The organism is Psychroflexus torquis ATCC 700755 (genome assembly GCF_000153485.2).
GTDB lineage: Bacteria > Bacteroidota > Bacteroidia > Flavobacteriales > Flavobacteriaceae > Psychroflexus > Psychroflexus torquis.
This window is the reverse complement of the sequence record NC_018721.1, coordinates 3,226,156-3,252,257: the sequence shown is the minus strand read 5'-3', so window position 1 is coordinate 3,252,257 and position 26,102 is coordinate 3,226,156. Positions and strand designations below refer to the sequence as shown.

The 26,102-nt window shown below is 35.1% G+C and carries 21 protein-coding genes; 11 read left to right on the top strand and 10 right to left on the bottom strand.

The window, feature by feature from the left end; all coding sequences use genetic code 11:
* Nucleotides 1-44: 44 nt before the first annotated feature.
* A complete protein-coding gene (locus P700755_RS13985) occupies nt 45-1,022 on the bottom strand; it encodes a pyruvate dehydrogenase complex E1 component subunit beta (protein WP_015025293.1) in 978 nt (325 codons plus the stop codon).
* A gap of 155 nt (nt 1,023-1,177) precedes the next feature.
* Here P700755_RS13985 and P700755_RS13980 point away from each other — a divergent pair, with 155 nt between their 5' ends.
* The 4 genes from P700755_RS13980 (at nt 1,178) to P700755_RS13965 (ending at nt 3,881) form a co-directional block, all read left to right on the top strand.
* Nucleotides 1,178-1,924 (top strand): electron transfer flavoprotein subunit beta/FixA family protein, encoded by a 747-nt coding sequence (locus P700755_RS13980; protein ID WP_015025292.1) that lies wholly within the window; start codon nt 1,178-1,180, stop codon nt 1,922-1,924.
* A 17-nt stretch (nt 1,925-1,941) separates the two neighbouring features.
* Nucleotides 1,942-2,910, top strand: coding sequence for an electron transfer flavoprotein subunit alpha/FixB family protein (locus P700755_RS13975; RefSeq protein ID WP_015025291.1), 969 nt, complete (start codon nt 1,942-1,944; stop codon nt 2,908-2,910).
* Between the two features lie 89 nt (nt 2,911-2,999).
* A complete protein-coding gene (locus P700755_RS13970) occupies nt 3,000-3,617 on the top strand; it encodes a bifunctional nuclease family protein (RefSeq protein ID WP_015025290.1) in 618 nt (205 codons plus the stop codon).
* 3 nt (nt 3,618-3,620) lie between these two features.
* Nucleotides 3,621-3,881, top strand: a complete 261-nt coding sequence (locus tag P700755_RS13965; protein WP_015025289.1) for a hypothetical protein — start codon at nt 3,621-3,623, stop codon at nt 3,879-3,881.
* Here the strand turns inward: P700755_RS13965 and P700755_RS13960 are convergent.
* The gene (locus tag P700755_RS13960) at nt 3,867-4,898 is read right to left on the bottom strand and encodes an IS1595-like element ISPto1 family transposase (RefSeq protein WP_015022784.1); all 1,032 of its coding nucleotides are present in this window, start codon (nt 4,896-4,898) and stop codon (nt 3,867-3,869) included. The two genes, P700755_RS13965 and P700755_RS13960, sit on opposite strands and share 15 nt — an antisense overlap.
* A 66-nt stretch (nt 4,899-4,964) precedes the next feature.
* On the opposite strand from P700755_RS13960, the gene P700755_RS13955 reads away from it, so the two are divergent.
* From P700755_RS13955 to P700755_RS13940, 4 genes are all read left to right on the top strand, one after another.
* Complete coding sequence (locus P700755_RS13955; protein ID WP_083858521.1) at nt 4,965-6,401, top strand: NupC/NupG family nucleoside CNT transporter; 1,437 nt, start codon at nt 4,965-4,967, stop codon at nt 6,399-6,401.
* A gap of 207 nt (nt 6,402-6,608) precedes the next feature.
* Nucleotides 6,609-7,433: a thymidylate synthase gene (locus P700755_RS13950; protein WP_041758393.1), complete on the top strand. Its 825-nt coding sequence runs from the start codon at nt 6,609-6,611 to the stop codon at nt 7,431-7,433.
* Nucleotides 7,434-7,503: 70 nt separating this feature from the next.
* The gene (egtB, locus tag P700755_RS13945) at nt 7,504-8,649 is read left to right on the top strand and encodes an ergothioneine biosynthesis protein EgtB (RefSeq protein ID WP_015025285.1); all 1,146 of its coding nucleotides are present in this window, start codon (nt 7,504-7,506) and stop codon (nt 8,647-8,649) included.
* 15 nt (nt 8,650-8,664) lie between these two features.
* Nucleotides 8,665-9,633, top strand: a complete 969-nt coding sequence (locus tag P700755_RS13940) for an L-histidine N(alpha)-methyltransferase (protein WP_015025284.1) — start codon at nt 8,665-8,667, stop codon at nt 9,631-9,633.
* A 517-nt stretch (nt 9,634-10,150) separates the two neighbouring features.
* On the opposite strand, the gene P700755_RS13935 is transcribed toward P700755_RS13940, so the two are convergent.
* Nucleotides 10,151-11,236 (bottom strand): aminotransferase class V-fold PLP-dependent enzyme, encoded by a 1,086-nt coding sequence (locus P700755_RS13935; RefSeq protein ID WP_015025281.1) that lies wholly within the window; start codon nt 11,234-11,236, stop codon nt 10,151-10,153.
* 50 nt (nt 11,237-11,286) lie between these two features.
* Between P700755_RS13935 and P700755_RS13930 the strand changes: the two genes are divergently transcribed.
* Together P700755_RS13930 and P700755_RS13925 are read left to right on the top strand one after the other, a co-directional pair.
* Nucleotides 11,287-11,682, top strand: a complete 396-nt coding sequence (locus P700755_RS13930) for a 2TM domain-containing protein (RefSeq protein WP_015025280.1) — start codon at nt 11,287-11,289, stop codon at nt 11,680-11,682.
* Nucleotides 11,683-11,687: 5 nt separating this feature from the next.
* Nucleotides 11,688-12,173, top strand: a complete 486-nt coding sequence (locus tag P700755_RS13925) for a dihydrofolate reductase (RefSeq protein WP_015025279.1) — start codon at nt 11,688-11,690, stop codon at nt 12,171-12,173.
* 610 nt (nt 12,174-12,783) lie between these two features.
* On the opposite strand, the gene P700755_RS13920 is transcribed toward P700755_RS13925, so the two are convergent.
* The 7 genes from P700755_RS13920 to P700755_RS13890 form a co-directional block, all read right to left on the bottom strand.
* Nucleotides 12,784-13,269: a glutathione peroxidase gene (locus tag P700755_RS13920; RefSeq protein ID WP_015025278.1), complete on the bottom strand. Its 486-nt coding sequence runs from the start codon at nt 13,267-13,269 to the stop codon at nt 12,784-12,786.
* Nucleotides 13,270-13,316: 47 nt separating this feature from the next.
* The gene (locus P700755_RS13915) at nt 13,317-13,883 is read right to left on the bottom strand and encodes a TlpA family protein disulfide reductase (RefSeq protein WP_015025277.1); all 567 of its coding nucleotides are present in this window, start codon (nt 13,881-13,883) and stop codon (nt 13,317-13,319) included.
* Nucleotides 13,884-13,977: 94 nt separating this feature from the next.
* Nucleotides 13,978-16,245 (bottom strand): aconitate hydratase, encoded by a 2,268-nt coding sequence (locus P700755_RS13910; protein ID WP_015025276.1) that lies wholly within the window; start codon nt 16,243-16,245, stop codon nt 13,978-13,980.
* A 242-nt stretch (nt 16,246-16,487) separates the two neighbouring features.
* The gene (locus P700755_RS13905) at nt 16,488-17,441 is read right to left on the bottom strand and encodes an AAA family ATPase (protein ID WP_015025275.1); all 954 of its coding nucleotides are present in this window, start codon (nt 17,439-17,441) and stop codon (nt 16,488-16,490) included.
* A 1-nt stretch (nt 17,442) separates the two neighbouring features.
* The gene (locus tag P700755_RS13900) at nt 17,443-18,885 is read right to left on the bottom strand and encodes a peptidylprolyl isomerase (RefSeq protein ID WP_051008009.1); all 1,443 of its coding nucleotides are present in this window, start codon (nt 18,883-18,885) and stop codon (nt 17,443-17,445) included.
* Complete coding sequence (locus P700755_RS13895) at nt 18,866-19,636, bottom strand: hypothetical protein (protein WP_245535947.1); 771 nt, start codon at nt 19,634-19,636, stop codon at nt 18,866-18,868. The genes P700755_RS13900 and P700755_RS13895 overlap by 20 nt, the downstream gene beginning before the upstream one ends.
* Nucleotides 19,637-19,715: 79 nt before the next feature.
* A complete protein-coding gene (locus tag P700755_RS13890; RefSeq protein WP_015025272.1) occupies nt 19,716-21,647 on the bottom strand; it encodes a peptidylprolyl isomerase in 1,932 nt (643 codons plus the stop codon).
* 724 nt (nt 21,648-22,371) lie between these two features.
* Between P700755_RS13890 and P700755_RS13885 the strand changes: the two genes are divergently transcribed.
* A complete protein-coding gene (locus P700755_RS13885) occupies nt 22,372-26,019 on the top strand; it encodes an ExeM/NucH family extracellular endonuclease (RefSeq protein ID WP_015025271.1) in 3,648 nt (1,215 codons plus the stop codon).
* Nucleotides 26,020-26,102 lie beyond the last annotated feature (83 nt).

Here is a 26,102-nt window from a genome sequence, read left to right as displayed (position 1 = left end):
TGCAATTTTATGCAAATGAAGCTCATTTTTGAGGTTAGGTGGTGTTAAATATATAAAACTTTTTTTACCGCTTTTATAACATCTTTACTATTAGGCAACCATTCTGCTAAAAGTACAGGAGAATACGGTGCAGGTGTATCTGCTGTATTTAACTTTATAATAGGAGCATCCAAATAATCGAAAGCTTCGTTTTGAATTTTATAAGTAATATCTGTAGCTACATTACCAAAAGGCCAAGCTTCTTCAAGAATTATCAGTCTATTGGTTTTCTTTACAGATTTTAAAATAGCTTCATAATCTAAAGGTCTAACGGTTCTTATATCGATAATCTCACAAGAAATATTTTCCTTTTCAAGTTCTTCAGCTGCTTTATAAGCTTCTTTTATAATTTTTCCGAAAGAAACAATAGTCACATCTGTTCCTTCCCTTTTTATATCTGCAACACCTAATGGTATTGTATATTCTTCTTCAGGAACCTCTCCTTTATCACCGTACATTTGTTCACTTTCCATGAAAATAACAGGATCATTATCTCTGATTGCTGATTTTAATAGTCCCTTAGCATCATAAGGATTGGAAGGAATCACGACCTTAAGCCCTGGTGTATTGGCAAACCAACTTTCAAAAGCCTGAGAGTGAGTTGCTCCTAACTGACCTGCGGACCCCGTTGGACCTCTAAATACTATCGGGATATTAAATTGCCCTCCAGACATCTGTCTCATCTTGGCAGCATTATTTATAATTTGATCAATTCCTACTAAAGAAAAATTGAAGGTCATAAATTCAATAATAGGTCTGTTTCCATTCATGGCAGATCCTATGCCTATTCCTGTAAAACCTAATTCGGATATGGGTGTATCTATAACTCTCTTTTCTCCAAACTCATCTAGCATACCTTTGGATGCTTTGTAAGCACCATTGTATTCAGCAACTTCCTCGCCCATCAAATAGATAGTTTCATCAGCTCTCATTTCTTCACTCATGGCCTCTACAATAGCCTCTCTAAATTGGATTGTCCTCATTTAAATGTATTTTCTTTTATTAAAAATAAAGTACAAAAGTAGCAATTCATAATTCTAAATACTATAAGAATCTTATAAAAATTTTATTATGCATGCATAGTATCTTAGGTCCAAAAATATTATATTTGTCTTATAATACTTTAAAAATCGATGTAATGAAAATATTAGTATGTATTAGTCACGTACCTGATACCACTTCCAAAATTAATTTTGTGGACAACGACACCAAATTTGATACCAATGGAGTTCAATTTGTTATCAATCCAAACGATGAGTTTGGTTTAACGAGAGCGATGTGGTTTAAAGAAAAACAAGGGGCCACAGTAGATATAGTGACTGTAGGAGGTAAAGATACAGAGCCAACCATTCGCAAATGTTTAGCGATAGGTGCAGATACTGCCTATAGAGTAGATACTGAGCCTCTAGATGGTTTTCAAGTAGCGAAGGAATTGGCCAAAGTTGCGAAAGATGGCGAATACGATTTAGTGATTGCAGGAAGAGAGTCCATAGACTATAATGGAGGTATGGTACCTGGAATGTTGGCTAAACTTATCGGAGCTAACTTCATCAATACATGTGTGAGTCTAGACATTGAAGGAGAAACAGCAACAGCGGTTAGAGAGATGGATGGAGGTAAAGAAACAATTAAAACATCTTTACCCTTAGTAATTGGTGGTCAAAAAGGTCTAGTAGAAGAAAGTGATTTAAAAATTCCTAATATGAGAGGAATTATGATGGCTAGAAAAAAACCTTTAAATATTATAGAGCCTTTATCATCAAAAACTCATACTGAAGCCAAAAGCTTTAGAAAACCTGAGCCCAAAGGTGAAGTCACTTTAATAGACGCAGATAATTTAGATGAATTAATAGACTTGCTTCATAACGAAGCAAAAGCTATATAACTTTAAAAAAAATAAATATGTCAATTTTAGTATATACAGAATCGGAGAATGGCAAACTAAAGAAAGCTGCTTACGAAGTAGCTTCTTATGCTAAGGGAATTGCAGATCTAATGGGAACTAGCGTAACTGCTGTTACCGTTAATGCAGAAAATGTTGAGGAATTAAGTCAATATGGTGTAGATAAGGTTTTGAAAGTATCCAGCGATAAACTTTCAAAATTTAATGCTGATGCCTATGCTGAAGTGATCACGCAAGCCGCTAAAAAAGAAGATTCCAAAGTTGTAGTCATTAGCCAAAGTGCTAATGCGAAATATATGGCACCACTGCTAGCAGTAGATCTAGAAGCTGGATATGTATCAAATGCTGTGAAGCTTCCAACTTTAGATGAGGGATTTAATGTAGAACGCACAGCTTTTACGAATAAGGCTTTTAGTATGACGTCTATTTCTACAGATATAAAAGTTTTAGGATTATCAAATAATTCTTATGGTCTTAAAGAAAATGAATCTTCTCTAACGCAAGAAGAATTTTTTCCAGAACTTACCGATGAAAATTTCGGAATTACCGTAGAATCTGTAGATAAAAATAAAGATAAAGTGAGCATTGCAGATGCGGAAGTTGTCATTTCAGCTGGAAGAGGAATGAAAGGCCCTGAAAATTGGGGGATGATAGAAGAGCTTGCTGGAGTTCTTAATGCTGCAACAGCCTGCTCAAAACCCGTAAGTGACATGGGTTGGAGACCTCACGGTGAACACGTTGGGCAAACTGGAAAACCTGTAGCTACCAACTTATATATTGCAATAGGAATTTCTGGAGCTATACAGCATCTCGCTGGTATAAGTGCTTCCAAGAATAAAGTTGTAATTAATACCGACCCAGAAGCCCCATTCTTTAAAGCTGCAGATTACGGTATTGTAGGTGATGCTTTTGAAGTTGTCCCACAATTGATTGAAAAACTAAAGGAATTTAAAGCAAATAACTCATAATTTTTATAAATTGTGCCCTTAATAATGGGCGGTCTAATTTTTAAGATGTCCTTAAAATTAGATCGCCTTTTTATTTAACATCATGTAGTATGAGCTTAGCTAGACTTAGCATAAAAGGAATATCCTATAGTCAAACACAAAATGGTGCTTACGCACTATTATTGAGCGATATGGATAGCAATAGACAATTGCCAATAGTTATTGGAGCTTTCGAGGCTCAATCTATAGCTATTGCCTTAGAAAAAGAAATAAAACCTCCACGACCTCTCACACACGATTTATTTAAAACGTTTTCAGATAGATTTAAAATTACCGTTAAGCAGGTTATTATCCATAAACTGGTAGATGGAATTTTTTATTCGAGTTTGGTTTGTGAAAGAGATGGAATTGAAGAAACTATAGATGCTCGAACGAGCGATGCCATAGCTCTTGCACTTCGGTTTGATGCTCCTATTTTTACTTATAAGAATATCCTTGACAAAGCTGGAATTTACTTAAAAGATAAAGGTGAAAGTACCGACATCTACGATTCTAGAAATATAGAGGCTACCGAACAAAAAGAATCAACTGAAGAAACAACTACATTTAAAAGTGAGTTTAGCCAAATGACGACTAAAAAACTAAACGAACTTCTCGACAAAGCAGTTACTGACGAAGACTATGAGCGTGCTGCGAAAATTCGTGATGAAATTTCTAAACGAAGCTAAGAAATGAAACATTTGACTTGGGTACTCCTACTATGTTTGCCTACTTTATTAATAGCCCAAAACATCCAAGGGACTTGGGAAATTGATATCAAAGAACAGCAAGACTCGGTTTCCTATTTTGAAGACGAGCAGACTATAGAGTTTTTAGATTCCGTTTTCACACTCCAACATTCTACAAATGATCTCGCACATCAAGGGAACTTTTCCACAGATGGTAGTGAGCTAGTATTAAAACCTAAAGGCTCTAGTTTAGGTCTGCGTTGATATTAAGTTTTCATATCTAGATTCGATTTGATTATACCGTTTCAATGTACCTAGAGCAATTGTTTCTTCCACAAAGGCGTTGGCTCTATCGCTTCTAGACTTTATATTTTCCTTTATTCGATACCAATTCATATATTGTTGTAGATATTTTGTTGATACTCCCCAAAAGGTATTTTCAATCCATTTTTTAACTCTATTGTGAGTAGAATTAACGTGTTGTATGTGATACTTTCCTTTTACTCTTTCTCCTTTTGATGCATTTACGATGTGGAACTCTGTTTCGCTATCTTTGGCAAACCCTTTATAACTGTGATGGGCATCGCTACACAATATGGTTATATCCTTTATAACACGTTTACCGATAGCATTTTCTATATCTACTTTTCCTATTCGACCGAGTTTAGCCACGCTAAGGTCTAATGTTGATTTTCTATCCTGTGTTACAATTACCGCAACTTGATCTTTACTTATACCTCTCTTTTTAGACTTACCGCCTCTTTTTCTTGATTCCCTATCTTTTACCTCCATACCTTTTTCTGATCTTAGGAAAAAGGTTTCGTCACTCTCTGTAATACCTGTAAAGTTGTCTTGGTCATCGTCATTTTTAGTATCGAATGAAGCTAATATCTTATGACGCCAATCAAAGGCTGTCTTTTTATTGATGCCTAATTCTGAACTTATTTTATCTAAACTTTTTTCTTGAACCATAAGACTTAAATAAGATGAAATCATATCCTTTCTTTGAAGTCCCGCCATCCAAGTGCCAGTATATTCAGTAAAGCTTCTATTGCAAGACTTGCACTTATAGCGCTGCGAGCCTTTGTCAACTCCAAAACGAACATATTTTTCATGTAAACAATGTGGGCATCCGCCCATTTTATTATCTAAAATATGGCGACGGGAAGCCCGCTCAACCAATTGATTATGCTCAAGTGAATCTGTAATATCCTTTAACAGATTATCACGATCTAGAGTGGATAGTGATAGTATTTCCTCTTTTAGATTATCTATGTTCATAATCTAAATATACATATAATAGCTGTATTAAACTAGAGCCAACCTAAATTAAATTCTTTAAACAATATTGTTTTTGATTTTCAATTTTCTGCTGATTCTGTTTTAAACTTAACCTCTGAAAATTTAAAGCTTAAACTCAATAAAGTTAATACTACTGAATCCATTTCGGAAATAGCAGCCTCTAAGGTTATTACTCCCAATCAAAATTTTAGTTTTAATAGCCTATGGAGAGGTGTTTTAGGCATGTTCAGTTTGCTTCTTATTGCTTACCTTTTAAGCAGTAATAAAAAAGCTATTAATTGGAAAACCGTTGGGTTTGGACTATTAGCACAACTTATCTTGGCCGTTGGGGTATTAAAAATTCCTTTTGTACAGTCTGGTTTCGAGTTCGTAGGAAATATCTTTGTGAAAATCTTGGATTTCACAGCGACTGGAAGTGAGTTTTTGCTTGGAGGTCTAATGGACACAAGTACTTACGGCTATATTTTTATTTTTCAAATCTTGCCCACTATTATTTTCTTTTCAGCATTGACTTCTATCTTGTTTTACCTAGGAATTATTCAAAAGGTAGTAAGTGGATTAGCTTGGGTACTTTCTAAATTATTGGGTATTTCTGGAGCAGAAAGCTTAAGTGTTGCAGGGAATATATTTCTTGGCCAAACCGAAGCCCCATTGATGATTAAGGCTTACTTAGAACGCATGACTCGTTCTGAAATCCTTTTGGTGATGATTGGTGGTATGGCGACGGTGGCAGGAGGTGTCCTTGCTGCCTACATAGGTTTTCTTGGTGGAGATGATCCAGTTATGAGATTAGCGTTTGCGAAGCATTTGCTTGCAGCCTCTGTTATGGCGGCTCCTGGAGCTATCGTTATTTCAAAAATACTCTATCCTCAACAAGAAAAAATAAATACCAACGTAGAAGTTTCTTCAGAAAAAATAGGCTCTAACATCCTAGATGCTATTGCCAACGGTACTACCGAAGGCTTAAAACTTGCGGCTAATGTTGCAGCCATGCTCCTAGTGTTTGTAGCCTTAATCGCTTTTATTAATTATGGATTTGAGAAGATTGGAGACCTCACCAATCTTAATGTATTAGTTGCCCAAAACACGCCTTACGATAAGTTTTCATTAGAAGCGGTTCTCGGGATTATCTTTGCTCCACTCATGTGGTTGATAGGAGTAGCCAAGGAAGATGTAATGCTCATGGGACAGCTTTTAGGGATTAAACTAGTAGCGAGTGAATTTGTTGGATATATCCAATTGGCAGAACTTAAAAACACTGCAAATGCTCTGAGTTTAAACTTTGAAAAATCTGTCATCATGGCCACCTATATGTTATGTGGCTTTGCCAACTTTGCCTCTATTGGCATCCAAATTGGAGGTATAGGCTCGCTAGCCCCAGGACAACGTAAAGTTTTATCAGAATTTGGTATTCGCGCACTTATTGGCGGAACCCTAGCCTCTCTTATGTCTGCTACTATTGCAGGGATGATTATAGGTTAGTACAAAGTAGTCCATCTAGAAAAGTATCCATGATATAGGCTTTATAAAATTTTACTATCTATAATTTATTGATGTGACTACTCAGAAACCAAGTTTCTATATAAATGAACTTGCATAATAAATCCATTTAATTGAGATAAAATATACTTGATTATCGGTCTCTAAATATTAAAATTTCTATTTTTGGAGGTCCTAAATACGATGTTTATGAAACAGTACCATGACTTAATTTCTCACATTCTTAACAATGGAATCCAGAAAGGCGATAGAACAGGAACAGGAACCAAAAGCGTGTTTGGCTACCAAATGCGATTTGACCTTAACGAGGGGTTTCCGCTGGTAACCTCCAAGAAAATTCATCTCAAATCTATCATTTATGAATTATTATGGTTTTTAAAAGGAGACACCAATATTTCTTATCTGAAGGAGAATGGCGTTAAAATCTGGAATGAATGGGCAAATGAAGATGGAGATCTTGGTCCAGTATATGGCCACCAATGGAGAAATTGGAATTCTGAAGATATAGACCAGATTAAGGAATTGATTCATACCTTAAAAACAAATCCCAATAGCCGAAGAATGATGGTTTCTGCATGGAACCCAAGTGTCATGCCAGATACTTCAGCCTCTTTTGATGACAATATAGCCAATGGAAAAGCAGCCTTACCACCCTGTCATGCCTTCTTCCAATTTTATGTCGCTGAAGGAAAATTATCCTGCCAACTGTATCAACGTAGTGCAGACGTTTTTTTAGGAGTGCCCTTCAATATTGCTTCTTATGCTTTGTTTACAATGATGGTTGCACAAGTCTGTGGTTTAAAATTAGGTGATTTTATTCATACATTTGGAGATGCACATATTTACAATAACCATTTGGAACAAGTTGATCTTCAGCTTTCTAGAACTGAAATACCTCTCCCTACTATGAAGCTGAACCCGGAAGTAAATTCTATCTTCGATTTTAAATTTGAAGATTTTACTTTAGAAAATTACGATCCACATCCGCATATCAAAGGGAAAGTAGCCATTTAAAATTTGGTTAATTCTTTTAGAATAGGTCTTGCTAGGAGTCATATTTTAGTAAATTCCATTTTGTTCAATTATGATTCAAGAATTTTTAAAGACGAGAACCTTTACGGAAGATCTCTGCAAGCCTCTTCAACTAGAAGACTTTGTTGTACAACCTGTTGAATTTGTTTCACCTACCAAATGGCATTTAGCCCATACGTCTTGGTTTTTCGAGGTGTTCATACTTACCAAATTCAATAAAGAGTATGAGTTATATAAGGCAGATTATCCGTACCTGTTCAACAGTTATTATGAAACAAAAGGAAATCGGATGATGAAAACTGATCGTGGAAATTTATCGAGACCCTCTTTACAAGAAATTTTCAATTATAGATCTTATGTCACTAATGCATTATCAAATCTGTTAGAGTTCAATCCTAATCACCATGAACTTTTATCTATAGTAGAAATTGGTATCCATCATGAAAAACAACATCAAGAATTGATATTGATGGATCTTAAATACTGCTTTGGTCATAACCCCCTATTTCCAATCTATGAAGGGAGTTTTGATGAGCAATCTTCCCAAGAAAAAAACCAAGACTGGCACTCCATAAAGGAAGGGCTTTATAAAATAGGCCATCACGGTAAAGGATTTTGCTACGACAATGAAACTGAAGCTCATCAAGTATTCCTTCAAGAGTTTAAGATTCGAGATGGGCTGGTCACTAATGGAGAATTTATAGAGTTTATAGAGGATGGTGGTTATAAAGATCCACTGCTATGGCATGCCGAAGCTTGGGACTGGATCTATGCTGAAAACATAAATTGCCCACTGTATTGGCGAAAAATGGAGGAAGGTTGGTCTGAGTTTGCCTTAAGTGGTTTAAAACCATTAAATTTAGATCATGTCCTAAGCCATGTCTCCTACTATGAAGCTGCTGCATTTGCTCAATGGAAAGGGTATAGATTGCCCACCGAATTTGAATGGGAGATCGCCCAAGATAAATTCACCTGGGGAAAACGCTGGGAATGGACAGAAAGCGCTTACACTCCATATCCAAATTACAAAAAAGCTGCTGGCGCTCTAGGAGAATACAATAGCAAATTTATGGTCAACCAAAAAGTATTACGCGGTGGTTCTGCTTTGACCTCAAGTAATCACACCTCAAAAACATACAGAAATTTTTTCCACCCTCATATGAGATGGCAGCAAAGCGGTGTAAGACTTACAAAATAAATCGACAATTACACAATGAATAGTACAACTCAAACGACGACGCATACAGCTTTCGAAGAAGATGTTATCAAAGGACTCACAGATTATCCTAAACATTTGTCTTCCAAATTTATTTATGATAAAAAGGGGGATAAACTCTTTCAAGATATTATGGCCATGCCAGAATATTATTTGACTAATAGTGAATACACTATTTTAAAGCATCAATCTTCTAGTATTGCTGAAAAATTTAAACTTAAAGAAGGGTTTGACTTAATTGAATTGGGAGCTGGTGACGGAAAAAAAACCAAACTTTTACTGAGTCACCTCACCGACATAGGAGCCAATTTTAATTATTTACCAGTAGATATTAGTCAGAATGTGTTGGATGAACTTGGAAATGCTTTAAATAATGAGTTACCAAAAGTAAGCTACGAGTTACTTCAAGGTAGTTATTTTGAGGTATTGAATCAGCTTTCTAGTTATAACAAAAGGCAAAAAGTGATTTTAGTGTTAGGATCCAACATAGGAAACTTAATGCACGAAGACGCCATCGATTTCTTATCGAAAATTGAAGAAAATATGTCTTCAGAAGATTTGTTATTCATGGGCTTTGACCAAAAAAAACATCCGCAAACCGTTCTTGATGCCTATAATGACCCCAAAGGATACACCGAAGCTTTTAATAAAAACCTATTCGCAAGAATAAATGAAGAGTTTGATGCAAACTTTGATTTAGATTCGTTTTTCCATTGGGAAACCTACGACCCAGAAACGGGAACTGCCAAGAGTTTTTTGGTAAGCAGTAAAGCACAAAAAATCAAAATTCCAAAACTAGAACTTACAGTTGAATTTAAAGCTTGGGAAACTATACATACAGAAATCTCTCAAAAATATGATGACGAAACTGTAGAATGGCTATCTAGTGAAGCTAGTTTAAATATCGAAAGAGTTTTTAAAAGTGAAAATGGTTATTATAAAAATTATACCTTTAAAAAGAAATGAGATAAGAGCACTTTGGAATGGACAAAAATTAGTTGAAAATAATGAAACTATAATCGCAAAGGGAATCATTAGTTCTCAGTGTTAAGTTTTGAACACCCTTATTTTGTAGACAGTAACTACCATAACTTTTAGCCCTAAATAAGACAAACCCTTGTCATACCAAATTATATTTATAATGCCGTATGAATAAATTGAATTATTTTTTGATTGATTGATTGATTGATTGATTTTTTGATTGAAATCAAAAATAACTAGCATAGCCTTAGCTACGGTAATTATTTTTGATGAAAAGCAAGTGAAAAAAGCCTGTGCCGAATTCGTATCGGTAAAACGATTTATTGCGTCATTATAGGTCTAATTTGGTATTATACCAATTTGGCATTAAACTTTATTTGCAAATGGCGGAAAAAATGAAACCGCTGTATGGTATTATTTCAAAATAAAATCTGAAACCAATGCTATTAAAAACATCATAGTGTTTTGGAATGGAATGGACATTGTAAAGTAGAGTTGTTTATTAAGAATTCTCACGCAATTCATTTAGTAGAATTTCTAAATCCTTTGCTGTGTTAAAATACTGAAATCCAACTCGAATTCTACCTCCTCGATGTGCACTTAAAATTCCTTTATGCTGCAATTTCTCCATCAATTTTTCATCTCCTTTTAAACTGAATATATTCTGATAAGAATCTGCATCGACGACTTCCTTATCCAATAAATTCATCTCAAAAAATTGAGCTTTTGCTTGTTTTGAAAGTGTTTTGATGGTTGATTCAATAAATTCGATTCCCACTCTTTTGTAATGAAATTCCAAAGCAAATTTCAATCTTGCGACTGCGAGGAGATCGTGATGCCCTGGTTCAAGAAATCCAGTTAACCTCAGTTTACTATCTGGTTTTGAAGTAAGAGAATTGCTCCCTACGGTTCTGAAATTAAATCGATTTAAAAAGCTTGATTTAAAAAGAAAAAAAGCATTACCTAAACTTGCGTTAAGCCACTTATAACCACTTGTGCCAAAAACATCAAAGGGTGAATTCTCAAAATCAAAAGGCTCAGTACCGCAATATTGAGTCGCATCTACCATAAAGCTTACCTCTGGAAACTCTCGCTTTAATTGTTCTAGATCTTTCATACTAAATGTCAGACCACTTATGAATTGAGTCATACTAAACATGAAAAAATCTGGCTTCTCTTCTAAGAATACTTTTCTCAAATTCTCATTTAAGCTTTGATTGATATCAACTTCGTGGATTTGAAAATGCCTTGATTTAACTGGTAAATTAACTGAAGGGTAATCTTGTGTTAGCAAAACAACTTTGGATGAATCTGGCAAATCATTCAAAATCAGGTTAAATCCCGTTGAAAAATTATTGAGAAGACCAATATTCTCAACTTTAGCATTATAAATCTCAGCGATTAAAGATTTGGTATCTTCAATAATTTGGTGCTCGTTTTCATTGGTAAATGCACTTCCTCTTAGCCTATAATCTTCCTCCATATCTTGTATCTTTTTGGAAACTTCAGAAGAAAGCACTCCTGTAAAAGGTGTGTTTAAGTAAGTATAGGCAGAGGTAACGGGAAATTCTTTTTTTAAATCTATCATGTTCAAGTCTGTGAAACTATTAGTAATTTTGGAACTCAAATATACTAAAAATGGATTCAAATAAGAAAATTGACTCTGAAGCAAGAGAGCTCTATGAAAATGCTCATCAGCGTTTAAAACAAAAGAAACGATTGGTAACTCATCTTGTTGTATTTGTAGCTGGGTCTGTCATTTTTATATTTGTAAATATCGGATTAGGCTATATGTCCGATTTCAAGCCTTTTAATAATTATTGGTTTGTTACCGCCATATTAATTTGGCTGTTTTTTTTAATCATACATGCTATCAACGTATTTATAGTCAACAACCTAATGGGTAAAGAATGGGAAGAAAAACAAATGAACAAACTTGTGGAAAAACAGCTAGAACGACTTCGAGGACTCCAAAAAAAAGTAGATAAAAAGCATCCTATTGATGAACTAACTCAAGATAACAAAAATTCTTAACAATCATGAAGATTACACTAGTTGCTGCGGCTGCAGAAAATAATGCTCTCGGAAAAGATAACGATTTAATTTGGCGTCTCCCAGATGACTTTAAGAGGTTTAAAGCTCTTACGTCTTATCACCACATAATTATGGGAAGAAAAACCTTTGAATCCTTCCCTAAGCCTCTTCCAAATAGAAAACATGTGGTAATTACCAGACAGGAAAATTATAAAAATGAGACTATAGAAGTTGTGCACAGTCTAGAAGAAGCCATCCAATTTAGTTCTACTGAAGAAGAAATTTTTATAATTGGTGGAGGTGAGATTTATAAGCAAGCCCTTCCGTTTACTGATAAAATTGAATTAACTCGTGTTCATGGCGAATTTGAAGCTGACACCTTTTTTCCTGAAATTGATGAAAAAAAATGGGATTTGGTCAATTCTGAATTTCATGACAAAGATGAAAAACACAAATATTCATTTAGTTACCTAACCTTCTTAAAAAAATAAATCTGCACTAAAACTTAAATTATATATTGGATTTCAGCTCAAATCTGCAAAGTGAATCCTATAGCCTTTAGAAAATATTTCTAAGAGTATAAGTTTGTTCGCTTAAAATTTATCCGTGAAAAAATCTAATACCAAATTTAATTTATAATGTTGTATAAATAAGTTGAATTATACTAAGACATAGCTTAGCACAGGTTTTTTGATGGATTGGAATTAAAAAAATAATTAGCATAGCTATGGTTACGGTAATTATTTTTGATAAAAAGCAGGCTAAAAAAGCCTGTGCCAAATTCATTTCGATAAAACTATTTATTGTGATATTATAGGTTTAAATTGGTACTTGATGTAGGAATCAAATAGCAGCACAGGTAGAATGAAGAGCGTCACCTCATAAACTCGGGTTTTCAAAATGACTTGAATCTACCGTTTTGGAAGTTTAATCGACGTATTAGACAAGGGGATTTACTTAATACTAAAGGACTTAAATAGGCTGCTGGTGTAGGAACCCAATTTTTACTCTTCCAACAAAAGATAGCTAATTAAGAGTAAAATAGCATTCACCCCAGATGAAAATGGCTTCTACAAAGGAATTGAAGAAGCCATTTAAGCTCTAATCTTGTTTTATCCAATTCACAATTTCTTCATCCATTGGAGATGTTTTTGGAGAAATTACTTTTTCAAGCTCACCGTTCCCATTTAAAAGATATTTTTGAAAATTCCACTCTACAGAACTATCTTGTCTATTATTCCATTCCTTATCCGTTAGAAATTGATAAACATCATGTTTATCATCCCCTTTAATTTTAATCTTTCCCATCATTTTGAATTTCACACCATAATTTTCAAGGCAAAATTTTGATATTTCAGAATCACTTCCGGGCTCTTGTCCCATAAAATCATTGCTTGGAAAGCCTATGATAGTGAAATTAGAATCTTTATAAGTATCATAAAGTTCTTGCAACTTTTCATATTGAGGAGTAAGTCCACATTGAGAAGCTGTGTTTACAATCATTACTTTTTTTCCTTTAAGATTTGAAAATTCAAAGGTATCGCCTTTTATATCTGTGGCTAGAAATTGGTGTATACTAGAGTTCATATTTTTTATTTTAAATGTATTGCAGTCTATTTGACTTAGACCTTTGTTTATAGATTTTTTGAATATATTTTATCAATTGTATTTCTTACAGAGGCGCTATTCCAATTGGCAGCTCCTGTTTTTTTTATAACGATTTCCCCTTCCCGATTTATAAGGAATGTTGTTGGTAATTTTTGAGTTTGTAAACCTTTAGGAGGCTCCGATAACAAGTAATATATGGGAATATCTAAATTTCTCTTTTTCAAAAAAGGGCTTACAAGGTCCTCTGAATCTGAGGTCACAAAGTAGAAGTCCATTTTATCTTTATAATCGCCATATAATTTTTGTAAATCTGGCATCTCCGCGATACAAGGTGCGCACCAAGTTGCCCAGTAATTCAAAAGTATAATTTTACCTTCAGAATTTTCAAAGTTTACTGTTTTACCATTAGCATTTTTGATGTACCACTCGTAATCATTTATAGACTCCCTATCATCTTGACTGATTTCAGAAGGGCTGAAAGCTATAATTTTATTAATAAAAATCTGAATTGGAAGTCTGGTGGGTGGAAGTATCAGCAATACAACAACAACTACGAAAAGAAGACTACTCCACTGTTTTTTAAAAAATTTCATAATCTATATTTAACTACTACGACTAACAAATTTTAAAATTAAGAAGCCATCTCCAAGAGATGGCTTCTTTAAACATAACATTATGAAATAAGCTTTAAGCGTTATTATGCTTCTTAATCATATTAAGAGCAGAACCCTCTTTAAACCATCCAATTTGAGTTTCATTATAAGTGTGATTTGCTTTGATAGTGTCTTTCAACCCATCAGCATGAACAATTTCAATAGTTAAAGGTTTGCTTTCTGCAAAGTCTTTAAGATCTACAAAATTAAACGTATCGTCTTCTTGAATCAAGTCATAGTCACTTTCGTTATCAAAAGTAATTCCTAGCATACCTTGCTTTTTCAGATTCGTCTCATGAATTCTTGCAAAAGATTTCACCAAAACGACTCTTACACCAAGATGTCTTGGCTCCATAGCTGCGTGTTCACGTGAAGACCCTTCACCATAGTTATGGTCTCCCACAACTACCGTTTGTATACCCTCAACTTTATAAGCTCTTTGTGTTTTGGGAACAGCATCCTGTTTTCCATCCAACTGACTTTTCACAAAGTTAGTCTTCATATTGAAAGCATTCACTGCACCTATTAAACAGTTGTCTGAAATATTATCTAAGTGCCCTCTAAACTTCAACCAAGGACCAGCCATAGAAATATGGTCTGTTGTACACTTACCATGTGCTTTTATTAGCAATTTAGCTCCTATAAGATTTTTACCATCCCAAGCATCAAACGGATCTAATAATTGAATTCTATTGGAGTTAGGATCAACTGTTACATCGATAGAACTTCCATCCTCTTTTGGCTTCAAATACCCATTGTTAAGAACAGCAAAACCCAGTTCAGGTAATTCTATTCCTTGAGGCGGATCCAATTTCACTTCTTCACCATCTTCATTGATAAGGGTGTCGTTCATGGGGTCAAAATCCAAACGACCAGAAATCGCTATGGCAGCTACCATTTCTGGAGACCCTACAAAAGCGTGCGTATTTGGATTACCATCAGCTCGTTTCGAAAAGTTTCTATTAAAAGAATGAACAATTGTATTCTTCTCATCCCCTTTTCTGTCACTTCTATCCCATTGCCCTATACAAGGCCCACAGGCGTTAGTAAATATAGTCGCTCCCAAATCTTCAAAAACTTTAAGAAGTCCGTCACGTTCTGCAGTAAATCGAATTTGCTCTGAACCTGGATTAATACCAAAATCAGATTTCGGTATTAGTTTTTTATCCACAGCCTGCTTAGCGATAGAGGCCGCTCTTGTTAAATCTTCGTAAGAAGAGTTAGTACAAGACCCAATTAATCCCCAATCCACTTTTATTGGCCAGCCATTTTCTCTAGCTTTTGCCCCTAGCTCTCCAACGGGAGTAGCTAAATCTGGAGTAAAAGGACCATTTAAGTGTGGCATTAAGGTATTTAAATCAATTTCAATAACTTGATCAAAATACTCTTCTGGATTGTCATAAACCTCAGCATCTCCTGTAAGGTGTTCTCTTATTTTATTGGCTTCATCTGCAATTTCATTTCTATCTGTCGCTCTTAAAAAACGTTCCATAGAATCATCGTAACCAAATGTAGATGTGGTCGCTCCTATTTCTGCTCCCATATTACAAATAGTTCCTTTTCCTGTACAAGAAAGGTTTTTGGCCCCTTCGCCGAAGTATTCAACGATACAACCTGTACCTCCTTTTACAGTTAATATTTGTGCCACTTTCAATATTACATCTTTAGCAGCAGTCCACCCTTTTGGTGCACCAGTTAACTTAACACCGATTAACTTAGGAAATTTAAGCTCCCAAGGCATTCCTGCCATAACGTCTACAGCATCTGCTCCACCTACTCCTATGGCTACCATTCCAAGACCACCAGCATTTACTGTGTGTGAATCGGTTCCTATCATCATTCCTCCTGGAAAAGCATAATTTTCTAAAACAACTTGGTGTATAATTCCTGCTCCTGGTTTCCAAAATCCAATACCGTATTTACTTGATACAGATTCCAAAAAATCAAAAACCTCGCTACTAGCATCATTGGCTCTTTTCAAATCTTTTACAGCGCCTTGTTTTGCTTGGATCAAGTGATCGCAGTGTACCGTTGTAGGAACGGCAACATTTTCTTTTCCAGCTTGCATAAATTGTAACAAGGCCATCTGTGCCGTTGCATCCTGACAAGCGATGCGGTCTGGAGTAAAATTTACGTAATCTTTACCTCTATTAAGTTTTTTACTTGGTGTGGTTTCCCATAAATGGGAATAAAGAATTTTTTCTGAAAGTGTAAGTGGTTTACCAACTACTTTTCGAGCTTTTTCCACTCTTTCAGGCATTTGGTTATACACTTTCTTAATCATATCGATATCAAAAGCCATGGTATATATTTTATTTAGAATTGCAAAAATAGTGATTTCAATTGACTTTAGAAAATATGTAAGATAATAGCAAAATTTCTAACTATAATTTATATCTACATCAATTATAGTAATCATAATTATAGTATTTACAATTTTTTCAAATAATAAATAATAAAATGATAATTTGATGTAGATCTAAAATAAATAAAATCTCAATAAGAAATAAAACCTCAATAATTTAGGTTGATTATAAATAAAATTTAGAGCAATCGATCTATAATAGCTTCAATCGATATATTTTCTGCTTCTGCTTTGTAATTCCTTACGACCCTATGCCTTAATATTGATGTTGCAACAGCTTGTATATCTTCAATATCAGGTGAATACTTACCTTTGGACGCCGCATGAGTTTTTCCGGCAAGCACGAGGTTTTGAGAAGCTCTTGGTCCTGCCCCCCAATCTACATACGTATTGATAAACTCTGATGACAACTCTGTATTGGGTCTAGTTTTACCAACTAAAGTTACTGCATACTCAATCACATTATCTGCAATTGGCATTTTTCTAATTAAGTGTTGAATCTCAATAATTTCTGTTGCACTAAAAACTGGATCGACCTGAGCATTGTAATTTTGAGTTGTCGCCTTGACGACATCCACTTCTTCTTGGTAACTAGGATAAGTAAGATTAACCTCGAACATAAACCTATCCAATTGGGCTTCTGGAAGTGGATAAGTCCCTTCCTGTTCAATAGGATTTTGGGTGGCAAGTACAAAATAAGGTTTAGAGAGCTTATAATTCTTTCCACCCACGGTTACCGCTTTTTCTTGCATCGCTTCTAGTAAGGCGGCTTGGGTTTTTGGTGGAGTCCTGTTAATTTCATCTGCAAGTAACATATTTGTAAAAACAGGTCCTTTCAAAAATTTGAACTTTCTATTTTCGTCTAGAATTTCAGAACCAATTATATCACTTGGCATTAAATCTGGTGTGAATTGAACTCTCTTAAAATCTAAGCCCAATGCTTGAGAGATGGTATTGACAATAAGTGTTTTCGCTAGGCCAGGCACTCCCACCAAAAGAGAGTGTCCTCCAGAAAAAATGGATATTAATAAAGTGTCTACAACTTTATCTTGCCCTACAATTACCTTGGCAATTTCAGACTTTAACGCCACATACTTTTTTACAAAGTCATCTAATTCCTGAACATCAGACATATTATTGTTTTATCCAAGATTTTGCAAATTTACAAACTTTGTAATCTCCATTTATTTTAACGTAGGTATCTGTAACCTTTTCAGCTTTCCACTCTTTTATTTCTGTCAACTTTTTTTGCTGTAAAGCAAGCTCTCGAATTTTTGTGTAATCTTTACTGAATTCAGCTATGTGCTCTGGAATCTTTTTTGTGAGTGTAATGACCTTGAAAAAGATTTTGGCTGTTCTAGGTTCAGAATCTTTAATAACTAGGGACACTTCATTTTCTTTCAGGTTTATAACTTGGTCGTAAAGTGTAGGGTCTATCTTAGTCAATTCAAAACGCCTATCCCCAGTAGCATTGTTAATCAATTGCCCTCCACTTTCTCTAGTCTCCATTTCATCAGATACTTCTCTTGCAGCCTCTTTAAAGTCAACCTCTCCATTAACTATTTTTTTTCTAACCAATTCAATTTCGTCTTTAGCTTTTTGAATAGCTTCAGAACTAATTTCAGGATATAATAAAATGTGCCTTACATCGACTTGCTGACCTCTAATTTTTTCTACAGTAAGAATGTGCCATCCAAATTCGGTTTCAAAAGGTCTACTCACCTCACCTTCTTGTAAACTGAATGCAGCATCTTTAAATTCTTTTACGAAATTGTCTTCTCTGGTAAGTGTAATTTTACCTCCTTGGCTTCTTGATCCTCTATCTTCGGAATACAAAACAGCCTTGGTCGCAAAACTTCCGCCGGCAACTACATCATCTCTATAAAAATTCAATTTGTCGATGACAGCTTGTTGCTCTTTCTCACCTACTTCTGGTCTTACAATAATTTGAGCAAGCTCTACCTCATCATTTATCAATGGAATTTCATCTTTTGGAATAGCCTCGAAAAAATCTCTTGTCTCTTCAGGGGTTATTTCAACCTCGTCTACAATCGATCCTTGCATTTCTTCAGCAAGCATTCTTTGGGTGTTGATTTCGTTAAGTTGATCTCTTAGCTCACTTTCAGAATCGATTTTATAGAATTCTAATAACTTATCCATACTTCCAACTTGTCGGACAAATTGATCTATTTGCTGATCTGTAAAACTTTCTACACGAGAAGGGTTGAAGGGCAAACTGTCTTGGACAGCATGATGAGCAAAAAGCTTATTCTCAAGAATAGTTTCAGCGACATCACAATAGGTGATTTCACCAACTTGTTGGTTTTTCATATCTATATACGCTTTAGAAATATCACTTTCTAAAACCAAATAATCTCCAACAACAGCAGCAACCCCGTCAATTTTTAAACGACCGTCTTTAGTCATTGTAGTCGCTTTCAATACTTCAGGGCTAAAATCTGACTCTTTTAGCAAGTTGTCTTCATCATCTATAGTTACTTGAGCTATAGTGATAAAACTAAAGAACAACAGTCCTAAAAATGCAATAGCTTTTAAATTAATAGACTTCAAATTCATTATTTTTTGTGGCATCTTTTGTAATCTCTTTGTCAATTATTTTTGAAATATTTATTTTTTTCTTGTTGAGCAAAATCTGCTCAATAGTTGGTCTTACATAGCTTAAAGGGGCTTGGTCATTACGCTTTAAAAAGTCTTTGGTATAAAAGTAAAACACATCGCTTTCATTTTCAAATTCCAAAAAACTATTGACTTTTGATATTTCAGACTTTTCCAGCTGTATGCCTTTGTTTTCTTCAAATTCTTTCACTACGTCGGAGACTCGAACCCAAATGGAATCATTTAAAGATAAAGATTTGAATTCCAAAGACTTTTCCTGCAATGATAGCATATCTTCAGCATTAAAACGTACAAATTTACGTTTTATGTCACGCGAAGATTTCATTTTTTTATCCAATTGAAGGTATCTTAAATGAACTAAATCTTCATTTAATTTGAAATTGGATATGTTATCCTGATAGTATGAAGCAATTTCTGATGAATCAATTTGAATTTTCAACTGTTTTTCAATAAGCGCGTCTTTATATGCCTTTTTGAACAACTGCTCTTCATACCTTTTGGACAAATCCCTAAAATAAAATTGTTGCTCTTGGGGTAAATTCAATTTGGCTCTATCTAAAAACAATTTATCCCTAGCCCAATTTTGAATATAATTCCTAGCAGCTACATTACTATCTATTTTAGAAAGATTACTTGATATATGCTCTGAAAGTGCTTCTCGAGATAGATAATGATTATTTACTCTCGCCACATTAGTTGTATTTTCTTCCTTGCCAAGGAAAGTGCATGAACTAGTTATAACAAAACTAATAATCAGATAAAAAAATAGTTTACTTTTCAAACTTTAGCTTTAGTTTTTCTAAAATGTCTTTGTTGATCTTCATCGTATATTGATCCCTCAAATTTGATATGAGTTGTTCTTCACGTTTTTCTTGAAGACTACTTATTATTTTGCCACTCACTTTATTAAATTCAGGTACAAAAGAAGGCTTTACTTCTATAGCATTCATAATCAAATATTGGTCCAAGTGTTTGTAAATCTTACTCACACCTTCTTTAAATTTTAAAGCTTTAGGTATTTTGGATGAAGACTTAGGGATAGAGACCTGTTCTAAAATTACATCATCAGGCAATTGTATAGAAATAGTATCTAATGTCATTTTTTCCTTTAGTCTGGATCTTACATCTTTAATTGAGGATTTGGAAGCAGACGTGTACAGTTGACCTTCTATTTTAGAGTCCGCCACAAATTCATCTTGATTTGATGTATAATAGTCGCGTTGTAAGAGTGTATCTTTTGAGATGGGTTCCCAAACATTGGTAGACATATAATCAAAAATCAGAATTCCATTTTTATATTCCTCTATTCTGTTAGCAAAATCCTGATCTATTTCAACCAATTGAGTTTTATGATGGGCTAAAAGCTCATTATAAACCATATCATTTAGCGCATTCTCAATAACTATTTTGTGTTTTGGTAATTTAGACAGTTTTCTTTGTTGTCTTTCTAAGTATTCTCCAAAGGTTTTGAAATCAACCTCCTTGTCTTCAACTTTAATCACATAAGTTTCAGGTAAATTTTCGCCAGGTGAGAACCTCCACTTCATTTTGTCAAATGTACTATCTAATGCTTTCAAGAAATAAGAGCTGGCAACTTCATTTATAGTTACTTCATAACGCGCTTCTAGATCTTCTTTAATCTTACTGACCAATAATTTTGACCTTGATGAACTTTTAAGCCTTTTCTTCAAGTCTTCTTTTATGTCTTGGAAGGATTGTATAGGCTCAACTTCGATTAATTTTACAATATGCCAACCGAATTTAGTTTGGAAGGGCTCTGTATAATCACCGATATTTTCCAATTGAAAGGCTTCATTCTCATAAGTTTTAGAGTTAAGTCCTCCAATCCCAAATGCAGCCACATAACCCCCTTTACTGGCAGTATCAGTATCGTCGCTATATTGCTTTGCAAGGTCATGAAAGTCATCTCCACTCTTCACTTTCACATATATTTTATCAATTTGCTCTTTAGGGTCTCTTAGAGAATCTTTATTAACCACCATAATGTGAGCGGTCTTGAGTTTACCTTTTGAAGCCCGCTCTCCTGTTTTCTTTATAATATGGTAACCAAAGTCTGACCGTACTGGTTTTGAAATTTCACCAACATCCAATTTATAAGCTACATCCTCAAATTCATAAACCATTTTAAAGGTGTTGAACCAATTAAGATTACCTTCATTTCGTTGAGCTGATGGGTCTTCCGAATTTTGCTTTGCAAGCATCCCAAAATCCTCACCGTTCTCTGCCCTTTTCATTAGCACTAGTGCCCTATTGTAAACCTTAGCAGTGTCTTCCTCATACTTAGAAAGATTGAGTAAAATATGACTTGCCCTCACCTCAGTCCTAGTTCTGCCGTAGGCTTCTTTCACCATCGCTTCAGTCACTTCTCCATTAGAAATATAACTGTCTGCGATTTGTTTATAATACTTGCTAAACTCTTTTTGGTAAGAGTTTAAGGTGTCCAATTCTTGGTCGTAAGCTGATTTTATTTTTAATCGGAAGTTAATGTAAAGTCGGAGGTAATCTTCTAAATCTTCTTTCGTGGAAGCCACTAATTCAGAATTCTTTTGAAAAGATTCTACAAAAGGGCCAACTTCATAAGATTCATCATCCAACTCAAATAAGACCTCATTTGAATCTTGTGCATTTGCAGTAAAAACTAAGCAAATGAAAACTAGGTAAAAACTAAATAGGAGTTTCATTTTTTTCTAAAATTTTAAAGGCAAAAGTAAGAAAAATGCTTGCGTGCACAATATTTAAGTTTTATAAAAATTTGAGCTATTTCTCTCTTATCTTCAAATTTAAACTTAGGCGCAAGAAAAAGGATTCTAGTAGTTGTTTTTTTTCAAGCTGTAATAATGATGAATCAATAATTGCAGACGAATCTTTGATACTAGGAAAATGGAAACAAACTAAAGCTTATATAATACCAATTTAAATTTATAATGTCGTGTGAATAAATTTAATTACACTACGATGTAGCTCAGTACAGGTTTTTTGATTGATTGAAGTTAAAATAATTAGCATAGCATTAGCTACGGTAATTATTTTTGATAAAAAGCAGCCAAAAAAAGCCTGTGCCGAATTCATTTCGGTAAAACAATTTATGGCGACATTATAGGTTTAAATTGGTATTATTCTTACTTTCAATAAATGCATTGCGTAAGATGCCCCAAATACAATATCACCTGTTTTTGGTGCTACTTTCTTTTCAAAAGATAATCATGGATAAAATATATTTTAAAGTTATCTCATCTTGCTTTAACAGTGCTCCTAAACACCTTAACATTATCACTAGGTTAACCTTCTAAAACCTAAGAGTATTTTTTATAAATTAAGTATAGTTTTGACAGTAATCACAGTGTTTGCAGTAATATCAGTAAGTTGCTCTAGCCTAATAAACTAACTAAAATTAAAAGATTAAAAATGAAAAGAAAATTACCCTTTTATTATGTATTAGCCCTTTTTCTTTGTGTCACAGCAAATTATGCTCAAACGACCTTAGGGTTTGAAGATTTTGATAACAACCCATTAAACCTTAGCAATTCTGCCAACGTAGCCGACTACGGAATGGGAGGAGGAAGTGTAGGTGATGTTTTTGGTCGAGTAGATGGCCAAGTTGATGGCAATGGAATGCCATTTGATGTTGCAGACGATACCGAAGCAAATGTAAGTGGAGCAAGAACAGAAGATAATTTTCCGGACGACATCCTTGGTCTTGTAGGAAAAAATTCAACTGGCTTTTTTGCCCTAAACGATGCGAATGGTGTAGAAGGTCCACCTAACAATGCCACTTGGACCTTTTCTGGTTGGGGTGCCGCAACGCTTAGTTCTATAGAAATAGACTTAGCAGCAATTGGTGATTTTGAAGCTAGTTCTAGCGATGGTTTTTTAATTGAAGCCGCTGTTGATGGAGGAGCATTTCAGGAGATTTTTAAAGCGGTGACCAACGAGAGCACTTCAAAAACATACCGTGCATTGGATGGAGGTTTTGTGCCAGACTTAAACGATCCTTTAGAATTATTTATAGATGGTAGTTCAAATTCTGCAGGTTTTTTGGATAAATCTGATCCAATAACGGGAGCTTTTGATACTTATACTTCTTCCCTATTCGATGGATTATCAGCTGCTTCTGTTAGCATTCGATTAAGCTGGAGCGGTTCACCAAGCGGTTCAGAGCCTATGGGAATAGATAACATCAGCGTTAAAGGTGAAACTAGTTCTTTGCTGCCTTTGTTGTTAAGTGAAATCACCATTACCCCAACTGAAGGTGAATTTATAGAAATTTATAACCCAAACTCAACACCAGTTGAGTTAACGGATATATATCTTACAGATGCAACATTTGCAGGAAATGACACTTATTATTATAATATTGTTACAGGAACCAACGCTGGAGGCGGTGGCTTTGGAGACTTCTTAGCTCGTTTTCCAACTGGTGCCACCATTGCAGCAGGAGAATATCAAACCATAGCCATCAGCGGTTCTGAAGGCTACGATTTAACCTATGGAATTGCTCCAACCTATGAGCTTTTTGAAGATGGTGAATCCGAAGATGATATCCCAGATATGCTTGAAGGACTTACAGGATCTGTAAATAACCAAGGTGGTTTAACCAATAGCGGTGAAGTAGCTATTCTTTTTTACTGGGATGGTGAAAGTGATCTCGTTACCGATCTCGATTATGTCCTTTGGGGAGATTCTGATGAGGCAGTAGATAAGACAGGAGTTAGTATAGATGGTCCAGATGCTGATGACTTAGGCAGTACATACGCCAACGATACACCGCTTGCAAATCAAATATTAGTGTCGGCCTCTGGACACAGCAATGGAGATTCATACCAAAGACTAGATTTAACGGAGGGCAACGAAGTATCTGGATCTGGAAACGGTGTGAATGGGGATGATGAAACCTCTGAAGATTTAAATGACACTTGGTGTACTTCACCCTCTACTGCAGGGTTGGTGAACGATTGCGGAGTAGTCGAACCCGTTACAGTACTCATCAGCGAAGTACAAGGAAATACAGAAACAAGTCCCTTAGAGAATACAAATGTATCTGTAAATGCTATTGTAATTGGAGATTACCAAGATAACAATCAGTTAAGTGGATTCTTTATTCAGGAAGAAGATTCAGATGCAGATGCCGACCTAATGACTTCAGAAGGTTTATTTGTCTTCTGCCAAACTTGCCCTGTCGATGTCACTGTTGGAGATCGCGTGGAAGTATCTGGAAATATTACAGAATCCTTTGGGTCTACACAAATTGAGGCTACTGGAGATGAAGCTATCAGTATTATCAGTTTTGGAAACACTTTACCTACGCCCGCTCCATTAACACTCCCTGCTCCTGCTGGCACAAACATGGAAGCTACTTACGAAAGTGTAGAAAACATGCTCATCACCTACTCAACAGACCTAGTAGTGAGTGATTATTTCCAACTCGCACGCTATGGCCAATTAGTGCTGACCGCAAATAATAGAGCAAAGCAATTCACAGATGCTAATGAACCAAGTGTTGCTAGCTATGCGGCTTATATTGAAGAATTAGAATCCTCACGCGTTATTTTGGATGATGACAACAATATTCAAAACAGCAGTATTAGTGGCCCAACCGACGAGTCCTATTTTTGGCCTCGCCCAGGACTCAGCACTACCAACTTAATTCGTGGTGGAGACCAAATAAGCAATCTTAAGGGTATTATGCATTGGTCTTTTGCAGGTCAAAATGGTACAAACGCTTGGAGAATTAGACCCGTTTTAGATACGTTTACTTACGACTTTACAAGTACAAATCCAAGAATAGCTTCACCAGAAGATGTAGGAGGAAGCCTAAAAGTAGCCAGCTTCAATGTTTTAAATTACTTTACTACTTTAAATGAAAGAGGAGCGAATTCAACAGCAGAATTAGATCGCCAGCGTGAGAAAATTGCTGCTGCTATTTGTGGTTTGAATGCAGACATTGTTGGCCTTATTGAAATTGAAAACAATGGCACCACTGCTCTTGACGATTTGTTGAATGGTCCTAATGGCATCAACACCCTATGTGGAACTACTTATGTAGCCGTGGATGCTGGAGTTATAGGCACAGACCAAATTGCTGTAGCTTTTATTTATAATACAGCAACTGTCAGTTTAGAGGGTACACATGCTATTCTAGATGCTTCTGTAGATCCACGTTTTAATGATAACAAAAACCGTCCTGCCCTAGCGCAAACCTTTAAAGAGATTTCTACAGAAGGTATTCTTACCATAGTAGTAAATCACTTAAAATCAAAAGGTTCTTCGTGTTCTGGAGATCAAGATCTAAATGATGGTGCAGGTAACTGTAACCTTACCAGAGCTGAAGCTGCTTCTGCACTTGTAGATTGGTTGGCAACAGACCCTACTGATAGTGGAGATTCAGATTACTTAATTATAGGAGATTTGAATTCTTATCAAAAGGAAGATCCCATCGATAATATTCTTCTTGGAAGTGATGATATTGAGGGAACTACTGATGACTTTACCGATCTTATTGCAGACTATCAAGGACAAGATGGTTATGGGTATGTCTTCGATGGACAGTTAGGGAATTTAGATTATGCTTTAGCTACAGACAACTTAGCAGAACAAATCACTGGAACAACAGTTTGGCACATCAATGCAGACGAAATAAGTCTTTTTGATTATAATGATGATATCCAAGATTCATCAGAAGCTTCATTCCAAAGAGAATCTAGTGCGCTTCCTATTTACGAGGCAAATGCTTTTAGAGCATCAGATCACGATCCCGTGTTGTTAGGTCTAGATTTGGTAAGCTCTACACTAGCTATAGACGATGTGTCTATGGATAACAGTATTATTTTGTTCCCAAACCCTGCTGGTGAGTTAGTTACTCTTTTAAACAAAAATAATTCTGCTTTGCGACAAGCTACCATCAAAGATATAAATGGAAAAACCGTGCAAGTCATAAACCTTTCTGACATGGCTTCTCAAAAACAGTTTGATATTTCGCAACTTGCTGCCGGAGTTTATATTATTACTATTGAAGGAGAACAAAAAATCGTGATAAAACGTCTCATAAAGAGATAATTTAGTTTTTTTAATTCAAAAGCCCTGATCATATCTGATCAGGGCTTTTTTTATGCTAAAGTTTTTTCAGGCTTATGCTTTTA

Coding starts and splice junctions, on each gene's coding strand:
- P700755_RS13985 (WP_015025293.1), bottom strand. CDS start 1,022: ATGAGGACAATCCAATTTAGAGAGGCTATTGTAGAGGCCATGAGTGAA.
- P700755_RS13980 (WP_015025292.1), top strand. CDS start 1,178: ATGAAAATATTAGTATGTATTAGTCACGTACCTGATACCACTTCCAAA.
- P700755_RS13975 (WP_015025291.1), top strand. CDS start 1,942: ATGTCAATTTTAGTATATACAGAATCGGAGAATGGCAAACTAAAGAAA.
- P700755_RS13970 (WP_015025290.1), top strand. CDS start 3,000: ATGAGCTTAGCTAGACTTAGCATAAAAGGAATATCCTATAGTCAAACA.
- P700755_RS13965 (WP_015025289.1), top strand. CDS start 3,621: ATGAAACATTTGACTTGGGTACTCCTACTATGTTTGCCTACTTTATTA.
- P700755_RS13960 (WP_015022784.1), bottom strand. CDS start 4,898: ATGAACATAGATAATCTAAAAGAGGAAATACTATCACTATCCACTCTA.
- P700755_RS13950 (WP_041758393.1), top strand. CDS start 6,609: ATGAAACAGTACCATGACTTAATTTCTCACATTCTTAACAATGGAATC.
- egtB (WP_015025285.1), top strand. CDS start 7,504: ATGATTCAAGAATTTTTAAAGACGAGAACCTTTACGGAAGATCTCTGC.
- P700755_RS13940 (WP_015025284.1), top strand. CDS start 8,665: ATGAATAGTACAACTCAAACGACGACGCATACAGCTTTCGAAGAAGAT.
- P700755_RS13935 (WP_015025281.1), bottom strand. CDS start 11,236: ATGATAGATTTAAAAAAAGAATTTCCCGTTACCTCTGCCTATACTTAC.
- P700755_RS13930 (WP_015025280.1), top strand. CDS start 11,287: ATGGATTCAAATAAGAAAATTGACTCTGAAGCAAGAGAGCTCTATGAA.
- P700755_RS13925 (WP_015025279.1), top strand. CDS start 11,688: ATGAAGATTACACTAGTTGCTGCGGCTGCAGAAAATAATGCTCTCGGA.
- P700755_RS13920 (WP_015025278.1), bottom strand. CDS start 13,269: ATGAACTCTAGTATACACCAATTTCTAGCCACAGATATAAAAGGCGAT.
- P700755_RS13915 (WP_015025277.1), bottom strand. CDS start 13,883: ATGAAATTTTTTAAAAAACAGTGGAGTAGTCTTCTTTTCGTAGTTGTT.
- P700755_RS13910 (WP_015025276.1), bottom strand. CDS start 16,245: ATGGCTTTTGATATCGATATGATTAAGAAAGTGTATAACCAAATGCCT.
- P700755_RS13905 (WP_015025275.1), bottom strand. CDS start 17,441: ATGTCTGATGTTCAGGAATTAGATGACTTTGTAAAAAAGTATGTGGCG.
- P700755_RS13900 (WP_051008009.1), bottom strand. CDS start 18,885: ATGAATTTGAAGTCTATTAATTTAAAAGCTATTGCATTTTTAGGACTG.
- P700755_RS13890 (WP_015025272.1), bottom strand. CDS start 21,647: ATGAAACTCCTATTTAGTTTTTACCTAGTTTTCATTTGCTTAGTTTTT.
- P700755_RS13885 (WP_015025271.1), top strand. CDS start 22,372: ATGAAAAGAAAATTACCCTTTTATTATGTATTAGCCCTTTTTCTTTGT.